This is a genomic window from Meridianimarinicoccus roseus (genome assembly GCF_003172915.1).
In the GTDB taxonomy this organism is placed as follows: domain Bacteria; phylum Pseudomonadota; class Alphaproteobacteria; order Rhodobacterales; family Rhodobacteraceae; genus Meridianimarinicoccus; species Meridianimarinicoccus roseus.
The window spans coordinates 247,154-269,968 of the sequence record NZ_QGKU01000048.1 but is presented as its reverse complement, the minus strand read 5'-3'; the positions used below and the strand labels follow the sequence as shown (position 1 = coordinate 269,968).

The window sequence follows — 22,815 nt, the reverse complement described above, 5'->3', positions numbered from 1 at the left end:
TTGATGCCGGTGCCATCCGGCCACATACGGAGGCGATATGCCCGACCTGAAGCGGACGCCACTATATGCGTTGCATGCCGAACTTGGCGCGAAGATGACGCCCTTCGCCGGTTACGACATGCCGGTGCAATACCCGATGGGCGTGCTGAAGGAACACCAGCACTGCCGCGGGCAGGCCGGTATGTTCGATGTCAGCCACATGGGGCAGGTTTTGATCGTACCCCGGTCCGGCGACGTGGCCGATGCTGCGCGGTCGCTGGAAACGCTGGTGCCGGTCAACGTGCTGGGCCTGCATGAGGGGCGCCAGCGCTACGGATTCTTCACCAACGATGCGGGCGGAATCGAGGACGACCTCATGATCGCCAACCGAGGCGATCACCTTTTCGTCGTGGTCAACGCCGCCTGCAAGCAGGCCGACATCGCCCGGATGCGTGCCGCGCTGTCGGACAGCTGCGAGGTGATCGAGGTCACGGACCGCGCGCTGATCGCGCTTCAGGGCCCCAGCGCCGAGGCCGCCATGTTGCCGATTGTGTACGACGTGACGGGCATGGGCTTCATGGACGTGATGACCGCGCCCAGCGATTTCGGCCCGCTGTGGATTTCCCGGTCAGGCTATACCGGCGAGGACGGGTTCGAGATTTCCGTCAAGGCCGACCGCGCCGAGGATCTGGCCCGCGCCCTGCTGTCCGACAGCAGTGTCGCCCCGATCGGTCTTGGCGCGCGCGACAGCCTGCGGCTGGAAGCGGGCCTGTGCCTCTATGGTTCGGACCTCGGGCCCGATACGACGCCGGTGGAAGCAGACCTGACCTGGGCGATCCAGAAGGTGCGCCGCCTTGGCGGGGACCGCGAAGGCGGGTTTCCCGGGCATGAGGTGATCCTGCGGCAGATGTCGGAGGGCGCCCCGCGCAAGCGCGTGGGCCTGCTGCCCGAAGGCCGCGCCCCCATGCGCGCCGGAACGGCGATCTACGCCGACGAAACCGCCGAGAACCCGATCGGCACCGTGACCTCGGGCGCCTACGGTCCCTGGATCGAGGCGCCGATGTCGATGGGCTACCTCGCCGCCGGGCACACCGATCCGGGCACCACCGTCTTCGGTGACGTGCGCGGCAAACGCTTGCCCGCGACGGTCACCGCTATGCCCTTCCGCCCCGCCCAGTTCAAACGCTGACCCTGCCAGACACCGGAGAAATGGCATGAAATACACCGAAGAACACGAATGGCTACGGCCCGAGGACGACGTGATCGTCGTGGGGATCACCGAACATGCCGCCACGCAACTTGGCGACCTTGTGTTCGTGGAACTGCCCGAAGCCGGGATCACCGTCAGCAAGGATGACGAGATCGTCGTGATCGAGTCCGTCAAGGCCGCCTCGGACATCCTCGCGCCCATCGACGGCGAGATCGTCGAGGTGAACGAGGTGCTGGTCGAGAACCCCGCACTGGTCAATGACGACCCGCTCGGCGAAGCCTGGTTCTTCAAGATAAAGCCTTCGGACCCGTCCCAGATGGACGACCTGATGGATGAAGCCGCCTACAACAAGTACATCGGATAAGGAGCATCGCATGCCCTTCGCGCCCACCGACTACCTGCCCTACGACTTCGCCAACCGCCGCCATATCGGCCCCTCGCCCGAGGAAATGGCCGCGATGCTGGGCGTGGTCGGTGCGGCGTCTCTCGATACGCTGATCGACGAAACGGTGCCGGACGATATTCGCCAGGACGAGCCGCTGAACCTTGGTCGGGCGATGTCGGAAAGCGAACTGCTGCTGCACATGCGCCGTGTCGCCGGTCGCAACAAGGTTATGACGTCATTGATCGGCATGGGATACCATGACACGATCACGCCGCCCGCGATCCAGCGCAACGTATTCGAGAACCCAGCCTGGTATACCGCCTACACCCCTTACCAGCCCGAGATCAGCCAAGGGCGACTTGAGGCGCTGCTGAACTTCCAGACTATGGTCAGCGACCTGACCGGCCTGGACGTGGCCAACGCATCGCTGCTTGACGAAGCCACGGCCTGTGCCGAGGCGATGACGATGGCACAGCGCGGCGCGAAGTCGAAGGCGACCGCCTTTTTCGTGGACAAGAACTGCCACCCGCAGAACATCGCGCTGATCCGCACCCGCGCTGCGCCGCTGGGAATCGAAGTGATCGTCGGTGCCCCCGAAGATCTCGACCCGGCCGCCGTGTTCGGGGCAATCTTTCAGTACCCCGGTACCTATGGCGGGCTGCGCGACTTCAGCGCCCCGATCGCCGCGCTGCACGAACACAAGGCGGTGGGGATCATTGCCGCCGATCCGCTGGCGCTGACCCTGCTGAAGGAACCGGGCGCGATGGATGCCGATATCGCCGTAGGCTCGATGCAGCGCTTCGGCGTTCCGCTGGGATATGGCGGCCCGCATGCCGCGTATCTTGCATGCAAGGACGCCTACAAGCGGTCTTTGCCCGGCCGTATCGTCGGCGTGTCGGTGGACAGCCATGGCAACCCGGCCTACCGGTTGTCGTTGCAGACCCGCGAACAACATATCCGCCGCGAGAAGGCGACCTCGAACGTCTGCACCGCGCAGGCGCTGCTGGCGGTTATGGCATCATTCTACGGGGTGTTTCACGGCCCCAAGGGACTGAAGGCCATCGCGCAGCGCATCCACCGCAAGACCGCACGGCTGGCGCGCGGTCTGGAAGAAGCCGGTTTCGACGTCGAGCCCGAGGAATTCTTCGATACGATCACCGTGAAAGTCGGGCCGATGCAGGGCGTGGTCCTCAAATCCGCCGTGGCCGAGGGGATCAACCTGCGCCCCGTCGGCGACGACCGCGTCGGCATCGCACTGGATGAATGCACCCGGCCCGAAACCGTCGAGGCAGTCTGGCGCGCCTTCGGCATCACACGCCGCGACGATGATCTGGCCGCCTATTACCGCGTTCCGCTGGAACTTGTGCGCACAAGCGACTTCATGACCCACCCGGTGTTTCACATGAACCGGGCCGAGACCGAGATGATGCGCTACATGCGCCGCTTGTCGGACCGCGACCTCGCACTTGACCGGGCGATGATCCCGCTGGGCTCGTGCACGATGAAGCTGAATTCCGCCGCCGAGATGATGCCTGTCAGCTGGCCCGAATTCTCGCGCATCCACCCCTTCGCGCCCGAGGACCAGGTGCAAGGCTACCGGCAGCTTATCTCCGACCTTTCGGACACGCTGTGCACGATCACCGGCTATGACGCGATGTCCATGCAGCCCAATTCCGGCGCGCAGGGCGAATACGCCGGCCTGCTGACCATAGCCGCCTTTCACCGGGCCAATGGCGACGACCAGCGCAAGATCTGCTTGATCCCGACCAACGCGCACGGCACCAACCCAGCCTCCGCGCAGATGTGTGGACTGCAGGTGGTGACGGTCAAATGCACCGCGCGCGGCGACATCGACGTGGAGGATTTCCGCAGGAAGGCCGAAGCGGCGGGTGACCGGCTGGCCGCCTGCATGATCACCTATCCCTCCACGCACGGAGTGTTCGAACGCACCGTGCGCGAGGTCTGCGAGATCACCCATGCTTTCGGCGGGCAGGTCTATCTTGACGGCGCGAACCTGAACGCCATGGTCGGGCTCAGCCGCCCCGGCAAGATCGGCGCGGACGTGAGCCACCTGAACCTGCACAAGACGTTCTGCATTCCGCATGGCGGCGGCGGGCCGGGGATGGGACCGATCGGCGTCAAGGCGCATCTTGCGCCGCACCTGCCGGGCCATCCATTCAGCGGCGGCGCCGAGGGGCCGGTCAGCGGCGCGCCCTACGGTTCGCCCTCGATCCTGCCGATCAGCTGGGCCTACTGCCTCATGATGGGCGGCGACGGGCTGACGCAGGCCACCAAGGTCGCTATCCTGAACGCGAATTACATCGCCAAGCGGCTGGAGAGCGCCTACCCGATCCTCTACAAGGGCGACAACGGGCGTGTCGCGCATGAATGCATCCTCGACACGCGGCCCTTCGCGGATCACGGCGTCACTGTGGACGACATCGCCAAACGCTTGATCGACCACGGCTTCCACGCGCCGACCATGAGCTGGCCGGTGTCGGGCACGCTGATGGTCGAGCCGACTGAAAGCGAAACCAAGGCGGAACTGGACCGTTTCTGCGACGCGATGCTGGCGATCCGGGCCGAGATCGACGCGATCGCGGCGGGCGAGATGGACCGCGACAACAACCCGCTGAAGAACGCGCCGCACACCACCTCGGACCTGATCGCCGAATGGAACCGCCCCTATAGCCGCGAGGCGGGCTGCTTCCCGGTGGGCGCGTTCCGGGTGGACAAGTACTGGCCGCCCGTTGGCCGCGTGGACAACGTGTACGGCGACCGGCACCTCGTGTGCACCTGCCCGCCGCTTGAAAGCTACCAGGACGCGGCGGAATAAGCGGCTTGCGGAAGGTTCCGGGGACGATACCGGCTGACCACGCCGGAGCCAAGAAGGGCGCGCCGACGGGCGCGCCCTTTGACATTAGGCAACATGAAAGAACATTGCCTTGCTGCCCACCCCGGCCGGCGAGGTTTCGCCCATCGGGCAGAGCGGGCGGGTTCATCCCAGCGTGTGCGCCACGTCGTACATCACCGGTTCGAAACTGCGGCACAGCGCGTTGATCCTGCGGTTGCGGCTGCGCATCTCGTCGGTGCGCAGCATCGCCTGAAAATCTTCGCGCCGCTGCCACTGGCTGTAGTTGGCGATCCGCGTCTGGGCGTCGTTCACGTGCAGCGCGGCAGCCACGAAGCCGGGCTGGCGCGAGATGAAGTGGTCATAGGCATCGCGCAATTCGTCGATCAGGTCCTGGCAGGTGCCCGGCGTGACCTCGAACGTGGTGATGACGGTCTGGTGCGGCGACGTGGATATGATCTGCATGGCAAGGCTCCTCCTGCCCGGCCAGCCTGCGCCCGCGCGCCGGACCAGTCAAGCGGACGCCCAGCAGGTATGATGCGGCGTTAAGGATGCGTTAAACTTGAGTGGTCAGCATCGCAAGCATGTGGGCTGTGCTGCGCGTCTGGCTGCTGTCGGTGGGGATCGGTCTGTGCGCTGCGCAGGCCCCGGCAGGCGCATGGCCACGCGCGCCCGGAAGCGGCTTCGTGTCGGTCGGCTTCGAAGCCGCCAGTACGAGGAATGCGTTCTCGACCAGCGGACTCGAAGCCGACCCAAGCCCGGATTTCACCGGCTACCGGACACTCTATGCGGAAATCGGCGTGACGCAGCGGCTGACCTTCGGGATCGATGCCGGGCAGGACGACGCCGACAACGGCGCATGGGCCGGACGGCAGATTACCGCCAGCCTGATGGGCCTGCCGCGCACGGACGGCCGCGAGGATGCAACGGACTGGCTGCAGAAACCGACCTGGGCGGGAGTGGCCTTCCTGCGCTACGCGATCGGGCCGCTGGACGCGCGGCACCGTTTCGCGGTGCAGCTGGGCATCGGCGCGCGCAGCTATGAACAGCTTGGCCTGTTCTACGGGCTGGAGACGATCGAGCATGAACCGATCCTGCGCCCCGCTGCGTCCTGGGGCATGGGTTTCGACAGCGCCTGGGGACCGGGCTGGCTGGCGCTGGACGGCTCGCTGGAACTTCGCGGCAACACCGGCGGGCGGGCGGTGAAGCTGGACGCAACCGCAGGGCTCGCGCCCGAGGGGCGCTGGACCTACATGGTGCAGCTCCAGTCCGGCGACTACCCCGGCGCAGAGCCGTTCGTGAAACTGGTTCCAGGCCTCGTGCTGCGCCTGTGGCAGGGCGTGTCGCTGGAAACCAGCGCGATCTGGGGCCTCCACGGTAGCGACGCGGTGGGCACCAAGGCCGCGCTCTGGCTGGAATGGTAATCATGCCCGCGGCGTCACCAATGCGCAGTGCCCGGCGCGCCCTTGATCCTTCCGGTCAGGTTCGGCGTCACCCAACCGCCATAGAACGCGCCGGGTTGCGGCGTGACCACGATCTCCCCGACATGGCAAGCATCCATTGCGCGCGGATAGACCGTGGCACACCCCGCCAGAGGCGCGAAGCCCGGCGTGGGACGCGGATAGGACCACGCCGCGCGCGCAGCGACGCGCCCTCCCGCATGCACGTCGTGATACTGCGCACGTCCCTTCCATTCACAGACCGTCGCCCCACCGTCGCAGGCCAACAGCGACCCCGGCAGCCAGTCCCCCAGCGGGATGTAATAGCTGGGCGGATGATGGGTTTCGCAGACCCGCCAGCCGTCCAACGTATCGGCCACGGTCAGCCCGCCGAAAACGACCCGCAAGCGATGGGGCACCCGCTCCAGCAGTGGCGGGCGGGGATAGGACTGGACGTTCTCGGTCGGCAAATTCGTCATGCCTTGCAAGCTAGGTCGCGCAGACCGACGGGCGAGCCGGGATGCGCCGCCTTCCTGCTTGCGCCGCGCCCACGCCGCGCTAGGCTTGACGCATGGCCGAGACATCGCCGATCAACCCCACGGATGACGACGCGCGCGCGCTGGCGCGCGAGTTGCTGGCTGGCGCGCGGTTCGGCGCACTTGGCGTGATCGACCCGGCCAGCGGCGCACCCTCGGTCAGCCGCATCGCCGTCGCGACCGCGCCGGACGGCCAGCCGCTGACGCTGATTTCGGACCTGTCGGCGCATACCGCCGCGCTGCAGGCGACGCCGACCTGCTCTCTGCTGGTGGGCGAGCCCGGCCCGCGGGGCGACCCGCTGACCCATCCGCGCATGACGCTGGCCTGCCGCGCACGGTTCATCGCCCATGGCGCCGATGGCTGGTCCCAGCTTCGCGGCCACTACATGTCTCAGCACCCCAAGGCGAAACTCTATATCGATTTCGCGGATTTTTCCTTCGCGCGGCTGGAGGTGGAACGCGCCGCACTCAATGGCGGGTTCGGTAAGGCGTTCAACCTCACAGCCGCCGATCTTGGACTGCCCGGCGGCTAGGGCGACGGGTCATTGTAGCCCGGTTCGCAGGATCACCGGCACGACAAGATCCTCTTCATCGCGCAGGTGCCGCTCCAGCAGTGGGCCCAGTCGTTCCAGTTCGGAATGAAACACCCAGGTCGTGTCCCGCGACGGGGTGTTGACCACACCGGCCGAAGCATCTGCGAAGCGGTTCAGCCATTCGTCCAGCGCGTGGTGGTCCTTGTCGAGCATGGTGAACCCGCGCAGCAGGCGCGGCTCCATGACCTGCATCTTGGGGAAATAGACTGTATCCTCGATCGAGTGGTGCTCGTGCAATGTGCTCATCAGCATCCCGCCCAGCCGGTTCACCCGCGCGCCCAGCCGGTCGGCCGAAACCTGCGCGTCCAGCCGCAACTCAGCCTCTTCGGTCAGCGCATCCATGATCTGGCGGAAAAGCATGTGCCGCTGCATCCAGAAGCGCGCCAGCCCGTGAAAGCCGGGGTGCGCCTCCCAACCCGCGCGCGGAAGCTCCTCCAGCAGCACGCGTAGCGCGTCGGGCAGGCCGACCCGCGTTTCCAGCTTCAGTTCGTCATCGTCATCCGCCACGGCTTTCGCACTCCCCGCACTTGTAAACCACATCCAGCCGCCCCGTAGACCGCAGCAGGGTGGCAGACACGCGCCCCCCGCCTATCTTCGCGGTCATGTGGAAACTACTGATCATACTGCTCGCCCTCGCCGTCCCCGGGCGCGCCGCCGATCTTGCCGCGCTGGCCCAGCCCGGAACGCACCTGATCGTGCGCCACGCGCTGGCACCGGGCACCGGGGACCCGGACGGCTTCACCCTGCGCGACTGCGCCACGCAGCGCAACCTAGACGCACGGGGCAGGACACAGGCGGCAGTGCTTGGCGCGACCCTGCGCGCGGCCGGTGCCCGGTTCGACGCGGTGCTTTCCAGCCAGTGGTGCCGCTGCCTCGAGACGGCGCGCCTGATGGCGCTGGGACCAGTCACAGAGGAACCGGCGCTCAATTCGTTCTTCGGCGACCGCGCGCGTGGCCCGGCGCAGACACGCGCACTGCGCGAGGTGCTGCTGGCCGCAGAGGGGCCCCTGCTGCTGGTCACGCACCAAGTCAACATTACCGCGCTGACCGGGCGTGGCGTCCGGTCGGGCGAGGCGTTCGTGATCCGTATCGCGCCAGACGGGGCAGTCACAGTAATGGAAAGCGTACTGGTCGATCCCTGATACCCGTAGTTCCGCGCGCGCCGGACCCGGACCTGCGATGACTGGGCGGGTTGAACCGCGGATTGCAGGATATCGGGGCAGTGCAGGACCATTCGCCGTCTCCAAGGATGCGCTGTCAGCCTATGCGCCACAGGCCGACGCGCCAATCGCTGACGAAAGCACCTATACGGATGCAAGTCGGCTGCGCAGGACGCGTATCCCTTTGCACTGATAACTATACCAATGGTCAGGGCCTGCCCGCGCTGACCGGCCGATAGCCTGGAAAACTGCACAAGAAAAAGGCCGCCTCGAAAGGCGGCCCCGGATTTTTCCTGTCACCTGCAACCGTCCCGCCGCGCCATGTAGGGCGGACGGCCAAGCGCGGGCGGATCAGTCTTCGTCGTCCAGCGCCTCTACGGCTTTCTGAAGCTCGTCCTTGCTGACTTCCTTCTCGGTCACGGTCGCCAGTTCGAACACGTAGTCGACCACCTTGTCCTCGAAGATCGGCGCGCGCAGCTGCTGCTGCATCTGCTGGTTCTGCTGGATGAATTCGAAGAACTGGCGTTCCTGCCCCGGATACTGGCGCGCCTGTGCCATAACCGCCTGTGTCATCTCGGCGTCGGTCACTTCGATGCTGTTCTTCTGGCCAAGCTCGGCCAGGAACAGGCCAAGGCGCACCCGGCGCTCGCCCAGCTTCACATGCTCGTCGGTCGGCTCGATCTCGGGATGATCGTGGCCCTCCACGTCCTTGTGTTCGTCATGCCACAATTGGTGCGCGATCTGCTTGGCTTCGGCATCGACCAGCGTCGGAGGCAGCTCGAAGCTGACCAGTTCGTCCAGCCGGTCGAGCAGGTTGCGCTTCATCACTGCGCGCGATGCGCTTGCGTATTCCGCTTCCAGCCTCTCAGCGATCTGCGACTTCAGCGCGGCCAGATCGTCAGCCCCGAATTTCTTGGCCAGCTCGTCGTCGATCTCGGCTGCCTTGGGGGCCTTGACCGCCTTGATCGTGCAGTCGAACACGGCTTCCTTGCCGGCAAGATGCGGCGCCTGGTAATCTTCGGGGAAAGACACGGTCGCTGCGACTTCGGTGTCGGCCTTTGCGCCGATCAACTGGTCCTCGAAGCCCGGAATGAACGAATTGGAGCCCAGCACCAGCGGGTAGTCCTCGGCGGCACCGCCCTCGAACGGCTCGCCGTCGATCTTGCCAACGAAGTCCATCACGACCTGATCGCCGCTCTCGGCGGCCTCGCCCTCGGGCTTGTCGGCGAAATCCTGCGCCGAGGCGGCGAGATTGCCAAGCGCCTCGTCCACCGATGCGTCGTCGGCCTTCACCACCATCTTTTCGAGGGTGATGCCGGAAAGGTCGGTTTCCGGGATCTCCGGCAGCGCCTCGTAGTTCAGCGATACCACGACGTCGTCGCCTTCCTTCCAGTCCTCGTTGGTCATCTTGACCTCGGGCTGGAGCGCGGGACGGTCACCGGTTTCCTTGAAATGGTCGGACATCGCGCCGTCGATGCTTTCCTGCATCGCCTCGCCCATCACCCGCGCGCCGAACTGCTTCTTCAGCAGCGCCATCGGCACCTTGCCCTTGCGAAAGCCCTTCATCTCGACCTGGGGCTGCGCCTCGGCCAGCTTTTCCATGACCTTAGCGTCAAGCTCGCTCGCGGTGAGCGTGATCTCGTAGCCGCGCTTGAGGCCGTCCTTCAGGGTCTCGGTGACCTGCATGTATCTTCGTCCTTATATCCGTGTCATGGTGCGGGTGAAGGGACTTGAACCCCCACGCCTTGCGGCGCCAGAACCTAAATCTGGTGCGTCTACCAATTCCGCCACACCCGCGAAAGCCAGCACAGGCAGCCCAAGGGCCGCCCGCGAATTTCGCGCCTTCTAGCAAAGGGCCACGGGGGATGCGAGGGGTAAAATGGCACCGCAGTCGGCCCGCATCCGCCCGCACGCTTCCGTTACAGCCCGAGTTCCCGGAACACCGTCGGCAGGGCGTCGGGAAGATCCTCGGCGATCAGGCCGGGCCCGACCGCGCGGGCGGCCGCGGCGTGCAGCCAGGCGCCCGCCTCGGCAGCCTGCACGGGCGAGAAACCGCGCGCCAGAAGGCCGGTGATCAGCCCAGCGAGAACGTCGCCCGCCCCCGCCGTCGCCAGCCATGGCGCAGCAGCCGCGCCGGTCAGGTGCTGTTCTATCATGTGCCCCGACGGGTCGGCCACCAGCGTCACCGCGCCCTTCAGCAGCACGACCGCGCCGCTACGGGCGGCGGCCGCCCGAACCGCTTCGCGGCGCGCATCGAGCCGTTCGCCACGTGGATCGTCTCCCAGATGTCGGGCCTGTTCGGGAAACAGGCGCCGGAACTCGCCCTCGTGCGGGGTCAGCACCGCCATCCCGTGCAACAGCGCGAACAGCGCGCGCGGCGCTTCGGAAAAACTGGTCAGCGCGTCGGCGTCCAGCACCACCGCGCGGCGCGTGGCCAGCGCGACACGCACCATGTTCCGCGACTCCGTTCCAAGCCCCAGCCCCGGCCCGAGGCAAAGCGCGCCTATGCGCGGGTCGGCCAGCGTGTCCTCTAGCCCCGCGGACCCCTTGAGCGCGCACAGCATGACCGAGGTCAGTTGCGCCGCGTTCTCGGTCAGCGCTTCGGCGGGGCATCCGACGGTGACCAGCCCCGCACCGACCCGCAACGCAGCACGCGCCGCAAGCCGGGCAGCGCCGCCGCGTCCCGGGCCGCCCGCCACGATCAGTGCGTGACCGTGGTCGTATTTGTGCTGATGTGCATGCTTGGCCAGCCGCGCGGCCAGCGCGGGCGACAGTGATTGCGCGCCGCTCACAGCCCGATATCCACGACATGCACCGCACCGCCGGCCGCTTCCAGCACTTGATGGACAGGCTTTCGGGAATGGAAGGTCACGGTCAGGTCCGCCGGGAAAGCCGCATCGCCCAGAACCGCGCCGCTGTCCGTATCGCGCCCGCTGGGCACGTCCACTGCCACCCGCCGCGCCTTGGCGGGCACGCCGGCAAGCACCGCCGCAATGTCGCCGCCCAGCGGACGCGCCAGACCGATGCCGAAGAGCGCGTCGATCACCACATCGTATCCGGCCAAGCCGCCTGCCGCCTGGCCCAGCGGATGGACCGCGCCCCGCTCTGCCCAAAGGTCATGGGCCGCGCGCGCATCACCCGGCAGGCGCGTGGGATCCCCTAAAGCGTAGACATCGACACTCCAGCCGCGACGCGCCAAGTCAGCCGCCATTACATAGCCGTCGCCCCCATTGTTGCCCGGTCCGCACAGCACAGCCGCACGCCGCGCTCCGGCGCCAAGTTCAGGCCAGTGCGCCAGCATCGCGGCCACCGCACCCTGCCCGGCACGGTCCATCAGCACGGCGCCTGACACCGCACCCGATGCCAGGGCGGCTCTTTCCAGACTGCGCATTTCCTCGGCACTCAGCACGCCATTCGTGCCCGTCAGCGGTCTTTTTTTCATTTCGTCCATTTACTAGGCGGTCTGCCCATTTTTTAACTGTTGGGGCGGGAATCGTCCTGCTCCGTGAAACACCTCAAGCCTAGCCAATTGTGGCGGACGGGTGGAAGTGTTCTCACGGCAGCCAACGCACGTGCGGGGGAGACACAGCATGAAGAAGATCGAGGCCATCATCAAACCCTTCAAGCTCGATGAAGTCAAAGAGGCTTTGCAGGACATCGGCGTTCAGGGTCTGTCAGTGGTCGAAGTCAAGGGCTTCGGGCGCCAGAAAGGGCATACGGAACTGTATCGCGGTGCAGAGTATGTCGTGGATTTCCTCCCCAAGGTGAAGATCGAGGTCGTCCTGCCGGACGACCAGGCCGAAGGTGCCATCGAGGCGATCCTGAACGCAGCGAAAACGGACAAGATCGGCGACGGCAAGATCTTCGTGTCAACCATCGACCAAGCCATACGCATTCGTACCGGAGAGGAAGGCGAAGCCGCCCTCTGACCTGAAACAGCCCGGACCCACACCGCCACCGGCGGGACCTTACCACCAGCCAAGAGGACTCGAGACGAGATGAGCAAGGAAGCAGTACTCAAGATGATCAAGGACGAGGGTGTCGAATATGTCGACATCCGTTTCACCGACCCGCGCGGCAAGCTGCAGCACGTGACGGTCATGGCTGATCTCGTCGATGAGGACTTTCTTGATGAAGGGTTCATGTTCGACGGCTCGTCGATCGCCGGCTGGAAGTCGATCAACGAATCCGACATGAAACTGATGCCGGACACGGACAGCGCGTATATCGACCCGTTCTACGCCGAGAAGACGCTGTGCCTGCACAACACCGTCGTGCAGCCGGACACCGGCGAGCGCTATGCACGCGACCCGCGTGGCACCGCGGAAAACGCCGAAGCCTACCTGATCTCGTCGGGGATCGGTGACGCGGCCTTCTTCGGCCCGGAAGCGGAATTCTTCCTGTTCGACGACGTGCGCTACTCGGTCGGCATCAACAAGGTCTCCTACCAGGTGGATGCGCAGGACGCGTCCTGGAACACCGACACCGAATACGAAATGGGCAACTCGGGCCACCGTCCTGGCGTCAAGGGTGGCTACTTCCCGGTCAACCCGATCGACGACGCGCAGGACATCCGCGCCGAAATGCTGTCGACGATGAAGCGTATGGGCATGAAGGTGGACAAGCACCACCACGAAGTCGCCTCGTGCCAGCACGAGCTTGGCCTGATCTTCGGCACGCTGACCAAGCAGGCCGACGAGATCCAGAAATACAAGTATGTCGTTCAGAACGTCGCCGCCGCCTACGGCAAGTCCGCGACCTTCATGCCGAAGCCGATCGCCGGTGACAACGGCACCGGGATGCACGTGAACATGTCGATCTGGAAGGACGGCAAACCGCTCTTCGCGGGCGACAAGTACGCCGACCTCAGCGACGAAGCGCTCTACTTCATCGGCGGCATCCTGAAGCACGCCAAGACGCTGAACGCCTTCACCAACCCGTCGACGAACAGCTACAAGCGCCTGATCCCCGGCTTCGAAGCCCCTGTTCTGCGGGCTTACTCCGCGTCGAACCGGTCGGGTTGCGTGCGTATTCCCTATGCCGAAAGCCCCAAGGCCAAGCGGGTCGAGGCGCGCTTCCCCGATCCGTCGGCGAACCCGTACCTCGCGTTCTCGGCGCTGCTGATGGCCGGGCTCGACGGGATCAAGAACAAGATCCACCCCGGCGAAGCCAACGACAAGGACCTGTACGATCTGCCGCCGGAAGAACTGGCCGAGATCCCGACGGTCTGCGCCAGCCTGCGCGAGGCACTGGAAAGCCTTGAATCCGATCACGAGTTCCTGCTGGCCGGCGACGTGTTCACGAAGGACCAGATCGAAGGCTACTGCGCGCTGAAGTGGGAAGAGGTCTATGCCTACGAGCATTGCCCCCACCCGGTCGAGTTCAAGATGTACTACAGCTGCTGATCTGTCGGCACCGGTTGCAAGGATCAGGGGGCACCTTCGGGTGCCCCTTTTTCGTGCCGGGCAGACCGCTTGGGCGCGACGGATTCTGCAGAAGTCTTGGAGGAGGCCGGTAGAGGAAGATGCTGTCTGAGAGTTGAATGCATGGTGCGGAGTTGGCGCCGAACACCGGGAAAGGAACACCGGACAAGCCCGCCAGAGCGGAGCGCTCGGTGCCTGGCACGAGACCACCCTACGCCGCGGGCCTCACAAAGGCCGTCGCGGTGCCCCCTTGCGGCGTCTGCGAGCGGGCCGTCTCCCGATCGCGATCAACCTATGACAGTTTTCGGACGCCGTCGTCCGGATGATCCGACCCGGCCAGCAGTTCTTCGATGAACAGGCTGATGAATTGCGCGCGTCCTTCGGTCCGCGACTTGGCATAGACGCTGGTCGCCTGCGCGCGCACCGTGCCCGGCGCGGTCTTTCGGACCCGAGCGATCGAGTCGTTGTCCAGACCCTTGAGGATCATGAGGGCGACATCCCGTTCCGCAGCTGTGAGGTGCCAGTCATCAAAGAACTCTTCGATCACCCCGGCCAACTGCCCATGGGCGATATCGAGGCCGGTTTGCATGTTGGACATACGCGAAAGCAAGGCGCGCAACTCGACCATCAGAAAGACCACCCCGCTTATCAGTGCAAAGGCAGCCACCGTTTCCAGAGCAAGGTGAGGGTTGTCGAGCTTGCCGTCCAACCGGAAGTCTTCGACCACGTCGCTGACGAAGAAAAGCGCGCACAATGCCTGCAGAAGGATGAGGCCCGCAAGCACCGTCGCGCGCCTCTCCTTGGTCTTAACGGGCCAGAGCCGGAGGGTCATTTCACGTCTTGTCCGCCTGGAATATTCTTGCAGCCGGTTACCATGGCACGGACCAGATTGACACCCGACCACCAACTGTCGAAGGCAACGCCAGCCACGTGCAACGCGACCGAAATCAGCAGCCAGCCGAAGATAACTTCATGGGCGTCTTCGACCCATTTTACACCGAAGAACGTGATTGTTGTCATCATGTATCCGGTTACTCCCATCGCGATGACGCTGAGCCAGATATTGTAGACCATCAAGGCCCCGAGCGGGTTGTGCGACAGGTGAATGTCCCGCACCCCGGCCAGCAGAGCCCGAAGATGGCGCAGCGCCATGGCAGGGCTGGGCGGGAAGGCGGAAAACCGCGCGTGTCTCGGGCCGACCGTAGCCCAGACCAGTCGCAGGCCGACAAGACCAAGCGCGATATAGCCGATCCATTCATGCGGCTTGCCGTCAGCGTCAAGAAACGCCCCGTTCAGCAGGACCGAGAGCGCGAGCATCCAGTGGATCAACCGCACCAACGGGTCCCAGACGGCGACCTGGCGGGCGCTGGCGCGCCCGCTGGTCCGTTCTGCAACGGTTGTCATGGGATCAATTCTTCAGATCAAGCTTGGTGACGCCACCGGTCCGGGCATCAACATAGACCTCGCCCATCTTGCCATCACGCACGAAATAGACCTCGATCTTGCCATCTTCCATTTCGGCCTTGCGAGCCTCGTAGCCCATCGCAGTCAGAGAGGCCTTTACCTCTTCCATTGTGGTGCCGAGGACGCTGTCCATCGTCACGTCTTCAGCAAGCGCCGGGGTTGCGAGGGCGATCAGCGCAATCAGGGGAAGCTTCCGCATGTCATTATTCCTTTATCCGGTGCACCGAAATGCCGGTGCGACATCGCGACGATCAAATGCGCCGCGTGCTGTCATTTCGGAGGAACGGGAGCTGCAAACCAGTAGCGCAGGGTTTATGCGAGGCCGGATAAGCGCGTGCTTATGGTGGAGATGCGCCTTGGCAGCACCTGACGCCCTCGGCCGCGCGCAGCCCCGCCTCTCACGGCAGCACGGGTGGCCCGATGTACAGAGCCGCGACGGAGAGAGTTGCCCAATGTCAGCGGGCGCAAAAAAGGGGCCACAAACTGGCCCCTTTCCGATTGTCCGGGTTGGTTGGAACGCTCAGGCCGCCTTGCGCGACCGGGGTCGGCCACCGCCACCGCCCTGCGGCCTGCGACGGCGCTGGCCGTTGCCCGCACCGTTGCCACCGCCGCCGGGCTTGCCGCCGCGCACAGGCTGGCGCGCCTTGTCGCCCGCGACGATCCAGGGTGTGCCGCCCGCCACGGGAATATCGGCCTTCATCGTCTTCTGGATGTCGCGCAGTTCACCCATCTCGTCGGGCGCGCAGAACGCGATGGCCGCGCCGTCGGCCCCGGCACGCGCGGTACGGCCGATCCGGTGGACATAGTTGTCGGGCACGTTCGGCAGATCATAGTTGTAAACGTGGCGCACGTCGGGAATGTCGATGCCGCGCGCGGCCACGTCGGTCGCCACCAGCACCTTGATCCGGCCCTCGCGGAAGGCGACGATCGCCCGTTCGCGCTGGCCCTGGCTGCGGTTGCCGTGGATCGCGGCCACGTCGAAGCCAGACCGTTCAAGTTGCCGCGCCAGCCGGTCCGCACCGTGCTTGGTGCGCACGAACACAAGCGCACGGTCCTGCATGTGCTTGCCCATCAGCTTGATCAGCAGATCGCTCTTTTCGCTCTTCTCGACGAAATGCACCGACTGGTCGATCTTGTCGGCAGCCTTGCCCGGCGGGTTGACGGCAACGCGTACCGGATCGGTCAGGTAAGCGCTGGCCAGTTCGGCCATCTGCTTCGGCATGGTGGCCGAGAACAGCATAGTCTGACGTTCTTTCGCCAGCAGCGGCGCGATCTTGCGCAGCGCATGGATGAACCCAAGGTCGAGCATCTGGTCGGCCTCGTCCAGCACCAGGAAGCGCGTCTCGTCCAGCCGCACGGCGCGCCGGTCCAGCAGGTCGATCAGCCGACCGGGCGTTGCGACCAGCAGGTCGGTGCCGCGTTCCAGTCGCTTGATCTGCGGGTTGATCGAAGCCCCGCCCACGACGAGCGCGACCTTAAGGTGCGAGCCGTCCGAGAAATCGCGCAGCGCGTCTGAAATCTGCTTGGCCAGTTCCCGCGTCGGCGCCAGCACAAGGCCGCGCACCGTCTTGGGCGCGGGTTTCGTGCCCACGCTCGACATCATGTGCACCAGCGGCAGCCCGAAGGCCGCCGTCTTGCCGGTACCGGTCTGCGCGAGACCAAGCACGTCACGCCCGTTCATCGCGTGCGGGATCGCCTGCGCCTGGATCGGCGTGGGATCGGTGATCTTCAGTTCGGCCAGTCTGGCCACGAGTCGGGGTGTGAGCCCCAGCATGTCGAAATCCATAAAGGATCGTTCCTTTCGGCCGGGACGCGCCCGGCAAGACGACGCGCCCGCGCCGGTCTGGCGTCGGGGGGCCGCAGTGGTTGCACGGGGCGCTGTCCGCCAGGCCGGATGCCTGCACGGTTGCCGCGCGCGTGACCCCCTGCGTGATGTGGGAACCGGATGGGTGTGCCAGGATCGGTGCGGCGCTGTGCGCCTGCGGCTGCTCACGCGGCAGCGGATCGTTGGACTTGGTCAGGCACATGGCGGCTTGCGGCAGCAAAGTCAACCCGCACTGTGCTGCACCGCCGCAAGACGGCTCCGGGCCTGTCACCCTTGCGTGACGCATCCTACAGCCGCCTTGCCCCGCCGGACCCGAGCGCGCATGTTTCGCCCAACACCGAGGAGGGCGGCCATGCCGACACAGCGTTTCACCTTCCCGGGCCATGCCGGGCACGACCTGGCCGCCCGGCTCGATCTGCCCGAAGGCGAACACCGGGCGACCGCGCTGTTCGCTCATTGCTTCACATGCGGCAAGGACATTCCTGCCGCCCGGCGCATCGCTGCGCGCCTTGCGGGGGCGGGCATCGCCGTGCTGCGGTTCGACTTCACCGGGCTGGGCCACAGCGAGGGCGAGTTCCGCAATACCAGCTTCACGACCAACGCGGACGATCTTGTCGCGGCCGCCGAAGCGCTTGCCGCGCGCGACATGGCACCGGACCTGCTGATCGGCCATTCGCTGGGCGGTGCAGCGGTGCTGCGCGCGGCCGGGCGTATCCCGTCGGCACGGGCCGTGGTCACGCTGGGCGCACCGTTCGATCCAGCGCACGTGACGCACAACTTCGAACACGCGCTGGACCGTATTGCCCGCGACGGGCAGGCCGAGGTCGATCTGGGCGGACGCCCCGTCTCCATCGGGCAGGGCTTCGTCGAAGACGTGGCCGGCGCGCGACTGACCGATGCACTGCACGGGCTCGACAAGGCGCTGCTGGTGATGCACGCCCCCCGCGATGCGGTGGTCGGGATCGACAACGCTACCCGCATCTTCACCGCAGCCAAGCACCCGAAAAGCTTCGTCACGCTGGACGAATCCGACCACCTGATCTCGCGCCCGCGCGATGCCGAATATGCCGCGGGCGTGATCGCCGCCTGGGCCACCCGCTATCTCGAACTGAGCCCGCCTGCCCCGCCGCCCGGCGCGCCCGAGGGCGTGCTGCGCGTGACCGAGGCCGACCCGGAGGGCTTTCTGCAGGACATCAGCGCGGGTCAGAAGCATCATGCGCTTGCGGACGAGCCGCGCGCCTACGGCGGCACCGACCGAGGCATGTCGCCCTATGGTTTCCTTGCCGCCGGTCTTGGCGCCTGCACCTCGATGACGATCCGCATGTATGCCCGGCGCAAGGGCTGGCCACTGGAAGGCGTTTCGGTGGACATCACCCATGACAAGGTGCATGCGCAAGACACCGAGACAGCCGTCAGCCCGCGCATCGACCGTTTCACGCGTGTGATCCGGCTGAAGGGGCCACTCGATCCCGAGCAGCGCACGCGCCTGCGCGAGATCGCCGACCGCTGCCCGGTGCATCGCACGCTCGAGGCCGGGGCCACCGTGGTCACCCGCCTGGCAGACGAGACCGAAATCGCCTGAGCGCGGTCAGACCGGGGCGGCGGGACGCAGGCAAAGCCGGTCCAGTGCCGTCGCGTGCCGGTCCACCAGCGCGCGGCCATGCTCCATCGCCTCGGGCGCGCGATGCAGTTCCAGAATGCCGACATGCTTGAGGTCCGCCTCCAGAAGCAGGTCCGGGGGGTTTTGCGCCAATCGCTGGCGCAGGATGTGCACCTGCATGATGTCGATGGCGGTGGACACGACCTGAAAGTAACCCGGCGGCTGCGAAGACGGCGCGGTGGACGCATCTTCGGCTTCGGCGCCGTCCTCCGCCCCGGGCAGCATGCCGCGCCAGGCCTTCGGCAGCACTTCGGCCATGCCGACGCGGGACAGCAGGGTCTGACCCGGCGCCTCGGGGGTCTGCGCGTGCCACAGTGGCTTGCCGCAACTGGCGTTCGGGTCGATGGCGATGACCACCTCGGCCCCGAGCGCGCGGGCCAGCCGCACCGGCACCGGGTCGCACAACGCACCGTCCAGCAGCCAGCGCCCGTCATGCCAGTGCGGGCTGAACACCCCCGGAATGGCAAGCGAGCTGCGCACCGCCCCGGCGATAGGCCCGCGCGTCAGCGCGACCTCGGCCCCGGTTTCAAGGTCTGTGGCAACGGCGCCGAAGGGAAGCGGCAGATCCTCGATCCGGTCGGGGAGGCCGATCTTGCGCAGCATCCGGGCGACCTCCTGTCCGGCCACGAGCCCGCCGCCCGCGATGCGCATGTCGATGTAGCGCAGCACGGTTGCGTTTTGCAGGCGGCGGCACCACGCCTCGAGTGCGTCCAGCCGATCGCCCGCCGCCGCCGCGCCGACCAATGCGCCCATGGACGCACCCGTCACGATGTCGGGGCGTATGCCACGTTCTGCCAGCGCCGCGAGCACGCCCAGATGCGCCCAGCCACGCGCGCCGCCGCTGCCCAACGCGACCCCGATACGCGGGCGGCGGGGCGGGTCGGGATCGGTGCGTGTCATTGGGCTGTCCGTGCAGGGGAAAGAGGTGCCACAAGGATAGCAGAGTGCGGGGCGGTGTCAGGCCGGTTTGAGGGCGTACAGGCGGGCCTGCCCCGACGTCGGCCCGCCGGGCACGGGCACCGAAGTGCCTTTGGGGTTGCTCATGTCCCAGCCGGCGGTCCGGCGAAGGACACCGCCACGTCGCACAGCGGGCCCGCAGCGATCTGCCGGTGTCGTTTCCCGCACCGGATTGCCCGCCAGAGAATGATCCCCGCAGCGGCTGCCGGATGGGCTGCGGCGGAACTGACCGGGCGCGTTGGTGCGCGGCTATTCCACCGCTCGTTTTGGTGCGCGGTTTTTCCGCCGCTTGTTTTTGGTGCGCGGCTATTCCGCCGCGACGCGCCGCGCTTTCAGCATCGGCTTCAGGTAGCGCCCGGTATGGCTCGCCTCTACCTCGGCGACCTCTTCGGGGGTTCCGGTGGCGACCACCTGTCCGCCGCCGTCACCGCCCTCGGGGCCGATGTCGATCAGCCAGTCGGCTGTCTTGATGACGTCGAGATTGTGTTCGATCACCACCACCGAATTGCCCTGATCGACCAGTTCGTGCAGCACCTCCAGCAACTTCTTCACGTCCTCGAAATGCAGGCCCGTGGTCGGCTCGTCGAGGATGTAAAGCGTGCGCCCGGTCGACCGTTTGGACAACTCGCGCGAAAGCTTGACGCGCTGCGCCTCGCCGCCCGACAGCGTCGTCGCCTGCTGGCCGACCTTGATGTAGCCGAGGCCCACCCGCACCAGCGCGTCCATCTTCTCGCGGATCGACGGGACGGCCTGAAAGAAGCCTTGCGCGTCCTCCACAGTCATGTCGAGCACATCCGCGATGGACTTGCCCTTGAACTTCACCTCCAGCGTTTCGCGGTTGTAACGCGCGCCCTTACACGTTTCGCACTCGACATAGACATCGGGCAGGAAGTGCATCTCGATCTTAATGACGCCGTCGCCCTGGCACGCCTCGCAGCGCCCGCCCTTGACGTTGAAACTGAACCGTCCCGGCTTGTAGCCGCGCGTCTTCGCCTCGGGCAGCCCGGCGAACCAGTCGCGGATCGGTGTAAAGGCGCCGGTATAGGTCGCGGGGTTTGATCGCGGGGTTCGCCCGATGGGCCGCTGGTCGATGTCGATGACCTTGTCGAGAAGCTCAAGCCCCTTGATCGTCTCGCAGGGCGCGGGCACCTGCCGCGCCCCGTTCAGCCGCATCGACGCGGTCTTGAACAGCGTCTCGATGGTCAGGGTGGACTTGCCGCCGCCCGAAACGCCGGTCACGCACACGAATTTGCCCAGTGGAAAATCGACCGTCACGTTCTTGAGGTTGTTGCCCGTCGCGCCCTTCACAGTGATCTTCTTGGCCTTGCCCTTTCCCTTGCGCCGTTCGGGCGGCACCGCGATCTCGCGCGTGCCGGAAAGATACTGACCGGTGATCGATCCAGTGTTCGCGGTGATCTCGGCCGGGGTGCCGTGGGCGACGACCTGCCCGCCATGCACGCCCGCACCGGGGCCAATGTCAAAGACGTAATCGGCCTCGCGGATCGCTTCTTCGTCATGTTCGACGACGATGACCGTGTTGCCCTGGTCGCGCAGGTTCTTGAGCGTGGTCAGAAGCCTGTCGTTGTCGCGCTGGTGCAGGCCGATGGACGGCTCGTCCAGCACGTAGAGCACGCCGGTTAGCCCGCTGCCGATCTGGGAGGCGAGGCGAATGCGCTGCGATTCGCCGCCCGAGAGCGTGCCCGCGTTGCGCGACAGCGTGAGGTATTCCAGTCCGACATTGTTCAGGAACCCCAGCCGTTCGCGGATTTCCTTAAGGATGGCGCGGGCGATCTCGTTCTTCTGGGCGCTCAGGCTTGCGGGCACGCCTTCGCACCAGTCGAACGCTTGGCGGATTGACATTTCCACGACCTGCCCGACATGAAGGCCCGCGATCTTCACGGCCAGCGCTTCGGGGCGCAGGCGGTAGCCTTCGCAGGTGCCGCAGGGACGGTTATTCTGGTATCTTTCGAATTCCTCGCGGACCCAGTTGCTGTCGGTCTCGCGGTAGCGCCGTTCCATGTTCGGGATCACGCCTTCAAACACGCGTGTCACCTGATAGACACGACCGCCTTCGTCGTAGCGGAACAGGATTTCTTCATCGCCCGACCCATGCAGGAACACCTGCTGCACGTGGGCAGGAAGCTTGCCCCACGGTGTGCGGCTGTCGAATTCGTAATGCTTTGCGATGGCTTCTATAGTCTGCAGGAAATAGGGTGATTTGCCCTTGCGCCACGGCGCCAAAGCCCCGTTCGCCAGCGTCAGCGCGCTGTCGGGCACGACGAGGTTCTCGTCGAAGAACAGCTCCACTCCGAGCCCGCCACAATCGGGACAGGCCCCGAACGGCGCGTTGAAGGAAAAGAGCCGCGGTTCGATTTCGGGGATTGTGAAGCCGGACACCGGGCACGCGAAATTCTCGGAGAAGGTGATCCGCTCCGGATCGCCCTCTTTCGGGGCAGTCTCGAGGATCGCTATGCCATCCGCCAGATCGAGCGCGGTGCGGAAACTGTCGGCCAACCGCGTCTCCAGCCCCTCGCGCACCACGATGCGATCAACCACCACGTCGATATCGTGGCGAAACTTCTTGTCCAGCTTCGGCGGGCTGTCGAGGTCGTGAAACTCCCCGTCCACCTTGATGCGCTGGAAGCCCTGCTTGCGCAGTTCCAGCATCTCTTTGCGATACTCGCCCTTGCGGTCGCGGATGATCGGAGCCAGCAGATAGCCGCGCGTCCCCTCTTCCAGCGCCATGACGCGGTCGACCATGTCCTGCACCTGCTGCGCCTCGATCGGCTGCCCGGTGGCGGGGCTGTAGGGGGTGCCGGCTCGCGCGAAAAGGAGGCGCAGATAGTCGTAGATCTCCGTCACCGTACCGACGGTGGAGCGCGGATTCTTGGACGTCGTCTTCTGTTCGATGCTGATCGCGGGGGACAGACCGCTGATGTGGTCGACGTCCGGCTTTTGCATCATGTCGAGGAACTGGCGCGCATAGGCCGACAACGATTCCACGTAGCGGCGCTGCCCCTCGGCATAGATCGTGTCGAAGGCGAGCGACGACTTGCCCGAGCCGGACAGGCCCGTGATCACCACAAGCCGATCACGCGGAATGTCCACGTCGATGCTTTTAAGATTATGCTCGCGCGCGCCGCGCACTTCGATGTTCTTGAGTTCGGCCATGCTGCACCCCGGTTACGTTCATAACCTAGGGGATCGCCGGTGAGTCTCCAATCAGAAATAAAGCACAAAAGGTGAACACGAAATGAAGTGCAGCCGACAAAAGCGTTAACCAGTTCCCCACGGAAGACTACCTACCGATGACGGTCGTGGTATCTTGATGCA

At 65.7% G+C, this 22,815-nt stretch carries 21 protein-coding genes and 1 tRNA gene; 9 read left to right on the top strand and 13 right to left on the bottom strand.

From position 1 onward, the window contains the following. Positions 1–37: 37 nt before the first annotated feature. Genes gcvT through gcvP form a run of 3 tightly spaced genes read left to right on the top strand, consistent with a single transcriptional unit; the run spans position 38 to position 4,410 of the window. Positions 38–1,168, top strand: coding sequence for a glycine cleavage system aminomethyltransferase GcvT (gcvT, locus tag DKT77_RS16510; protein WP_109812757.1), 1,131 nt, complete (start codon positions 38–40; stop codon positions 1,166–1,168). A 25-nt stretch (positions 1,169–1,193) separates the two neighbouring features. Continuing rightward, positions 1,194–1,553 carry a glycine cleavage system protein GcvH gene (gene gcvH, locus DKT77_RS16505; RefSeq protein ID WP_109812756.1) on the top strand — a complete coding sequence of 120 codons (360 nt, stop codon included), beginning with the start codon at positions 1,194–1,196 and terminating at the stop codon, positions 1,551–1,553. A gap of 10 nt (positions 1,554–1,563) precedes the next feature. Further along, positions 1,564–4,410 (top strand): aminomethyl-transferring glycine dehydrogenase, encoded by a 2,847-nt coding sequence (gcvP, locus tag DKT77_RS16500; protein WP_109812755.1) that lies wholly within the window; start codon positions 1,564–1,566, stop codon positions 4,408–4,410. A gap of 162 nt (positions 4,411–4,572) precedes the next feature. Here the strand turns inward: gcvP and DKT77_RS16495 are convergent, their stop codons facing one another. Next, complete coding sequence (locus DKT77_RS16495; protein WP_109812754.1) at positions 4,573–4,890, bottom strand: antibiotic biosynthesis monooxygenase family protein; 318 nt, start codon at positions 4,888–4,890, stop codon at positions 4,573–4,575. A 101-nt stretch (positions 4,891–4,991) separates the two neighbouring features. Between DKT77_RS16495 and DKT77_RS16490 the strand changes: the two genes are divergently transcribed. Then, positions 4,992–5,849: a hypothetical protein gene (locus DKT77_RS16490; RefSeq protein WP_146205025.1), complete on the top strand. Its 858-nt coding sequence runs from the start codon at positions 4,992–4,994 to the stop codon at positions 5,847–5,849. Positions 5,850–5,863: 14 nt separating this feature from the next. On the opposite strand, the gene DKT77_RS16485 is transcribed toward DKT77_RS16490, so the two are convergent. Next, on the bottom strand, positions 5,864–6,343 hold the full coding sequence (locus DKT77_RS16485; RefSeq protein ID WP_109812752.1) for a DUF427 domain-containing protein: 480 nt from the start codon (positions 6,341–6,343) through the stop codon (positions 5,864–5,866). 92 nt (positions 6,344–6,435) lie between these two features. On the opposite strand from DKT77_RS16485, the gene DKT77_RS16480 reads away from it, so the two are divergent. Continuing rightward, on the top strand, positions 6,436–6,933 hold the full coding sequence (locus DKT77_RS16480; protein ID WP_109812751.1) for a HugZ family pyridoxamine 5'-phosphate oxidase: 498 nt from the start codon (positions 6,436–6,438) through the stop codon (positions 6,931–6,933). A 9-nt stretch (positions 6,934–6,942) separates the two neighbouring features. On the opposite strand, the gene DKT77_RS16475 is transcribed toward DKT77_RS16480, so the two are convergent. Beyond that, positions 6,943–7,500, bottom strand: coding sequence for a hemerythrin domain-containing protein (locus DKT77_RS16475; protein ID WP_238547958.1), 558 nt, complete (start codon positions 7,498–7,500; stop codon positions 6,943–6,945). 95 nt (positions 7,501–7,595) lie between these two features. Between DKT77_RS16475 and DKT77_RS16470 the strand changes: the two genes are divergently transcribed. Continuing rightward, a complete protein-coding gene (locus DKT77_RS16470) occupies positions 7,596–8,135 on the top strand; it encodes a histidine phosphatase family protein (protein WP_109812749.1) in 540 nt (179 codons plus the stop codon). Between the two features lie 369 nt (positions 8,136–8,504). On the opposite strand, the gene tig is transcribed toward DKT77_RS16470, so the two are convergent. From tig to DKT77_RS21445, 4 genes are all read right to left on the bottom strand, one after another. Beyond that, positions 8,505–9,839, bottom strand: a complete 1,335-nt coding sequence (gene tig, locus DKT77_RS16465) for a trigger factor (protein WP_109812748.1) — start codon at positions 9,837–9,839, stop codon at positions 8,505–8,507. 26 nt (positions 9,840–9,865) lie between these two features. Beyond that, positions 9,866–9,950: transfer RNA gene (locus DKT77_RS16460), tRNA-Leu, on the bottom strand. A gap of 122 nt (positions 9,951–10,072) precedes the next feature. Next, complete coding sequence (locus DKT77_RS21450) at positions 10,073–10,945, bottom strand: NAD(P)H-hydrate dehydratase (protein WP_338016088.1); 873 nt, start codon at positions 10,943–10,945, stop codon at positions 10,073–10,075. Further along, entirely contained in the window at positions 10,942–11,595 is a 654-nt protein-coding gene (locus tag DKT77_RS21445) for an NAD(P)H-hydrate epimerase (RefSeq protein ID WP_338016087.1), read from the bottom strand. Before DKT77_RS21445 ends, DKT77_RS21450 begins: the two co-directional genes overlap by 4 nt. Before the next feature lie 148 nt (positions 11,596–11,743). Between DKT77_RS21445 and DKT77_RS16445 the strand changes: the two genes are divergently transcribed. Both DKT77_RS16445 and glnA read left to right on the top strand, forming a co-directional pair. After that, the gene (locus DKT77_RS16445) at positions 11,744–12,082 is read left to right on the top strand and encodes a P-II family nitrogen regulator (RefSeq protein ID WP_109812746.1); all 339 of its coding nucleotides are present in this window, start codon (positions 11,744–11,746) and stop codon (positions 12,080–12,082) included. A gap of 69 nt (positions 12,083–12,151) precedes the next feature. Next, positions 12,152–13,558 carry a type I glutamate--ammonia ligase gene (gene glnA, locus DKT77_RS16440; protein ID WP_109812745.1) on the top strand — a complete coding sequence of 469 codons (1,407 nt, stop codon included), beginning with the start codon at positions 12,152–12,154 and terminating at the stop codon, positions 13,556–13,558. 310 nt (positions 13,559–13,868) lie between these two features. Here the strand turns inward: glnA and DKT77_RS16435 are convergent, their stop codons facing one another. The 4 genes from DKT77_RS16435 to DKT77_RS16420 form a co-directional block, all read right to left on the bottom strand. Further along, complete coding sequence (locus DKT77_RS16435; protein ID WP_109812744.1) at positions 13,869–14,408, bottom strand: helix-turn-helix transcriptional regulator; 540 nt, start codon at positions 14,406–14,408, stop codon at positions 13,869–13,871. Further along, positions 14,405–14,980 carry a cytochrome b/b6 domain-containing protein gene (locus tag DKT77_RS16430; protein ID WP_109812743.1) on the bottom strand — a complete coding sequence of 192 codons (576 nt, stop codon included), beginning with the start codon at positions 14,978–14,980 and terminating at the stop codon, positions 14,405–14,407. The genes DKT77_RS16435 and DKT77_RS16430 overlap by 4 nt, the downstream gene beginning before the upstream one ends. A 4-nt stretch (positions 14,981–14,984) precedes the next feature. Next, the gene (locus DKT77_RS16425) at positions 14,985–15,239 is read right to left on the bottom strand and encodes a PepSY domain-containing protein (protein ID WP_109812742.1); all 255 of its coding nucleotides are present in this window, start codon (positions 15,237–15,239) and stop codon (positions 14,985–14,987) included. 321 nt (positions 15,240–15,560) lie between these two features. Beyond that, positions 15,561–16,826, bottom strand: a complete 1,266-nt coding sequence (locus tag DKT77_RS16420) for a DEAD/DEAH box helicase (RefSeq protein ID WP_109812741.1) — start codon at positions 16,824–16,826, stop codon at positions 15,561–15,563. 391 nt (positions 16,827–17,217) lie between these two features. Between DKT77_RS16420 and DKT77_RS16415 the strand changes: the two genes are divergently transcribed. Beyond that, complete coding sequence (locus DKT77_RS16415; protein WP_109812740.1) at positions 17,218–18,447, top strand: bifunctional alpha/beta hydrolase/OsmC family protein; 1,230 nt, start codon at positions 17,218–17,220, stop codon at positions 18,445–18,447. A 6-nt stretch (positions 18,448–18,453) separates the two neighbouring features. Here DKT77_RS16415 and DKT77_RS16410 read toward each other — a convergent pair whose 3' ends face one another. Then, complete coding sequence (locus tag DKT77_RS16410; protein ID WP_109812739.1) at positions 18,454–19,425, bottom strand: patatin-like phospholipase family protein; 972 nt, start codon at positions 19,423–19,425, stop codon at positions 18,454–18,456. Between the two features lie 363 nt (positions 19,426–19,788). Next, on the bottom strand, positions 19,789–22,653 hold the full coding sequence (uvrA, locus tag DKT77_RS16405) for an excinuclease ABC subunit UvrA (protein ID WP_109812738.1): 2,865 nt from the start codon (positions 22,651–22,653) through the stop codon (positions 19,789–19,791). Between the last annotated feature and the right edge of the window lie 162 nt (positions 22,654–22,815).

Coding starts and splice junctions, on each gene's coding strand:
- gcvT (WP_109812757.1), top strand. CDS start 38: ATGCCCGACCTGAAGCGGACGCCACTATATGCGTTGCATGCCGAACTT.
- DKT77_RS16435 (WP_109812744.1), bottom strand. CDS start 14,408: ATGACCCTCCGGCTCTGGCCCGTTAAGACCAAGGAGAGGCGCGCGACG.
- DKT77_RS16480 (WP_109812751.1), top strand. CDS start 6,436: ATGGCCGAGACATCGCCGATCAACCCCACGGATGACGACGCGCGCGCG.
- DKT77_RS21445 (WP_338016087.1), bottom strand. CDS start 11,595: ATGAAAAAAAGACCGCTGACGGGCACGAATGGCGTGCTGAGTGCCGAG.
- DKT77_RS16430 (WP_109812743.1), bottom strand. CDS start 14,980: ATGACAACCGTTGCAGAACGGACCAGCGGGCGCGCCAGCGCCCGCCAG.
- DKT77_RS16485 (WP_109812752.1), bottom strand. CDS start 6,343: ATGACGAATTTGCCGACCGAGAACGTCCAGTCCTATCCCCGCCCGCCA.
- gcvP (WP_109812755.1), top strand. CDS start 1,564: ATGCCCTTCGCGCCCACCGACTACCTGCCCTACGACTTCGCCAACCGC.
- DKT77_RS16410 (WP_109812739.1), bottom strand. CDS start 19,425: ATGACACGCACCGATCCCGACCCGCCCCGCCGCCCGCGTATCGGGGTC.
- glnA (WP_109812745.1), top strand. CDS start 12,152: ATGAGCAAGGAAGCAGTACTCAAGATGATCAAGGACGAGGGTGTCGAA.
- DKT77_RS16445 (WP_109812746.1), top strand. CDS start 11,744: ATGAAGAAGATCGAGGCCATCATCAAACCCTTCAAGCTCGATGAAGTC.
- DKT77_RS16470 (WP_109812749.1), top strand. CDS start 7,596: ATGTGGAAACTACTGATCATACTGCTCGCCCTCGCCGTCCCCGGGCGC.
- tig (WP_109812748.1), bottom strand. CDS start 9,839: ATGCAGGTCACCGAGACCCTGAAGGACGGCCTCAAGCGCGGCTACGAG.
- DKT77_RS16420 (WP_109812741.1), bottom strand. CDS start 16,826: ATGGATTTCGACATGCTGGGGCTCACACCCCGACTCGTGGCCAGACTG.
- uvrA (WP_109812738.1), bottom strand. CDS start 22,653: ATGGCCGAACTCAAGAACATCGAAGTGCGCGGCGCGCGCGAGCATAAT.
- DKT77_RS16425 (WP_109812742.1), bottom strand. CDS start 15,239: ATGCGGAAGCTTCCCCTGATTGCGCTGATCGCCCTCGCAACCCCGGCG.
- DKT77_RS16415 (WP_109812740.1), top strand. CDS start 17,218: ATGCCGACACAGCGTTTCACCTTCCCGGGCCATGCCGGGCACGACCTG.
- gcvH (WP_109812756.1), top strand. CDS start 1,194: ATGAAATACACCGAAGAACACGAATGGCTACGGCCCGAGGACGACGTG.
- DKT77_RS16495 (WP_109812754.1), bottom strand. CDS start 4,890: ATGCAGATCATATCCACGTCGCCGCACCAGACCGTCATCACCACGTTC.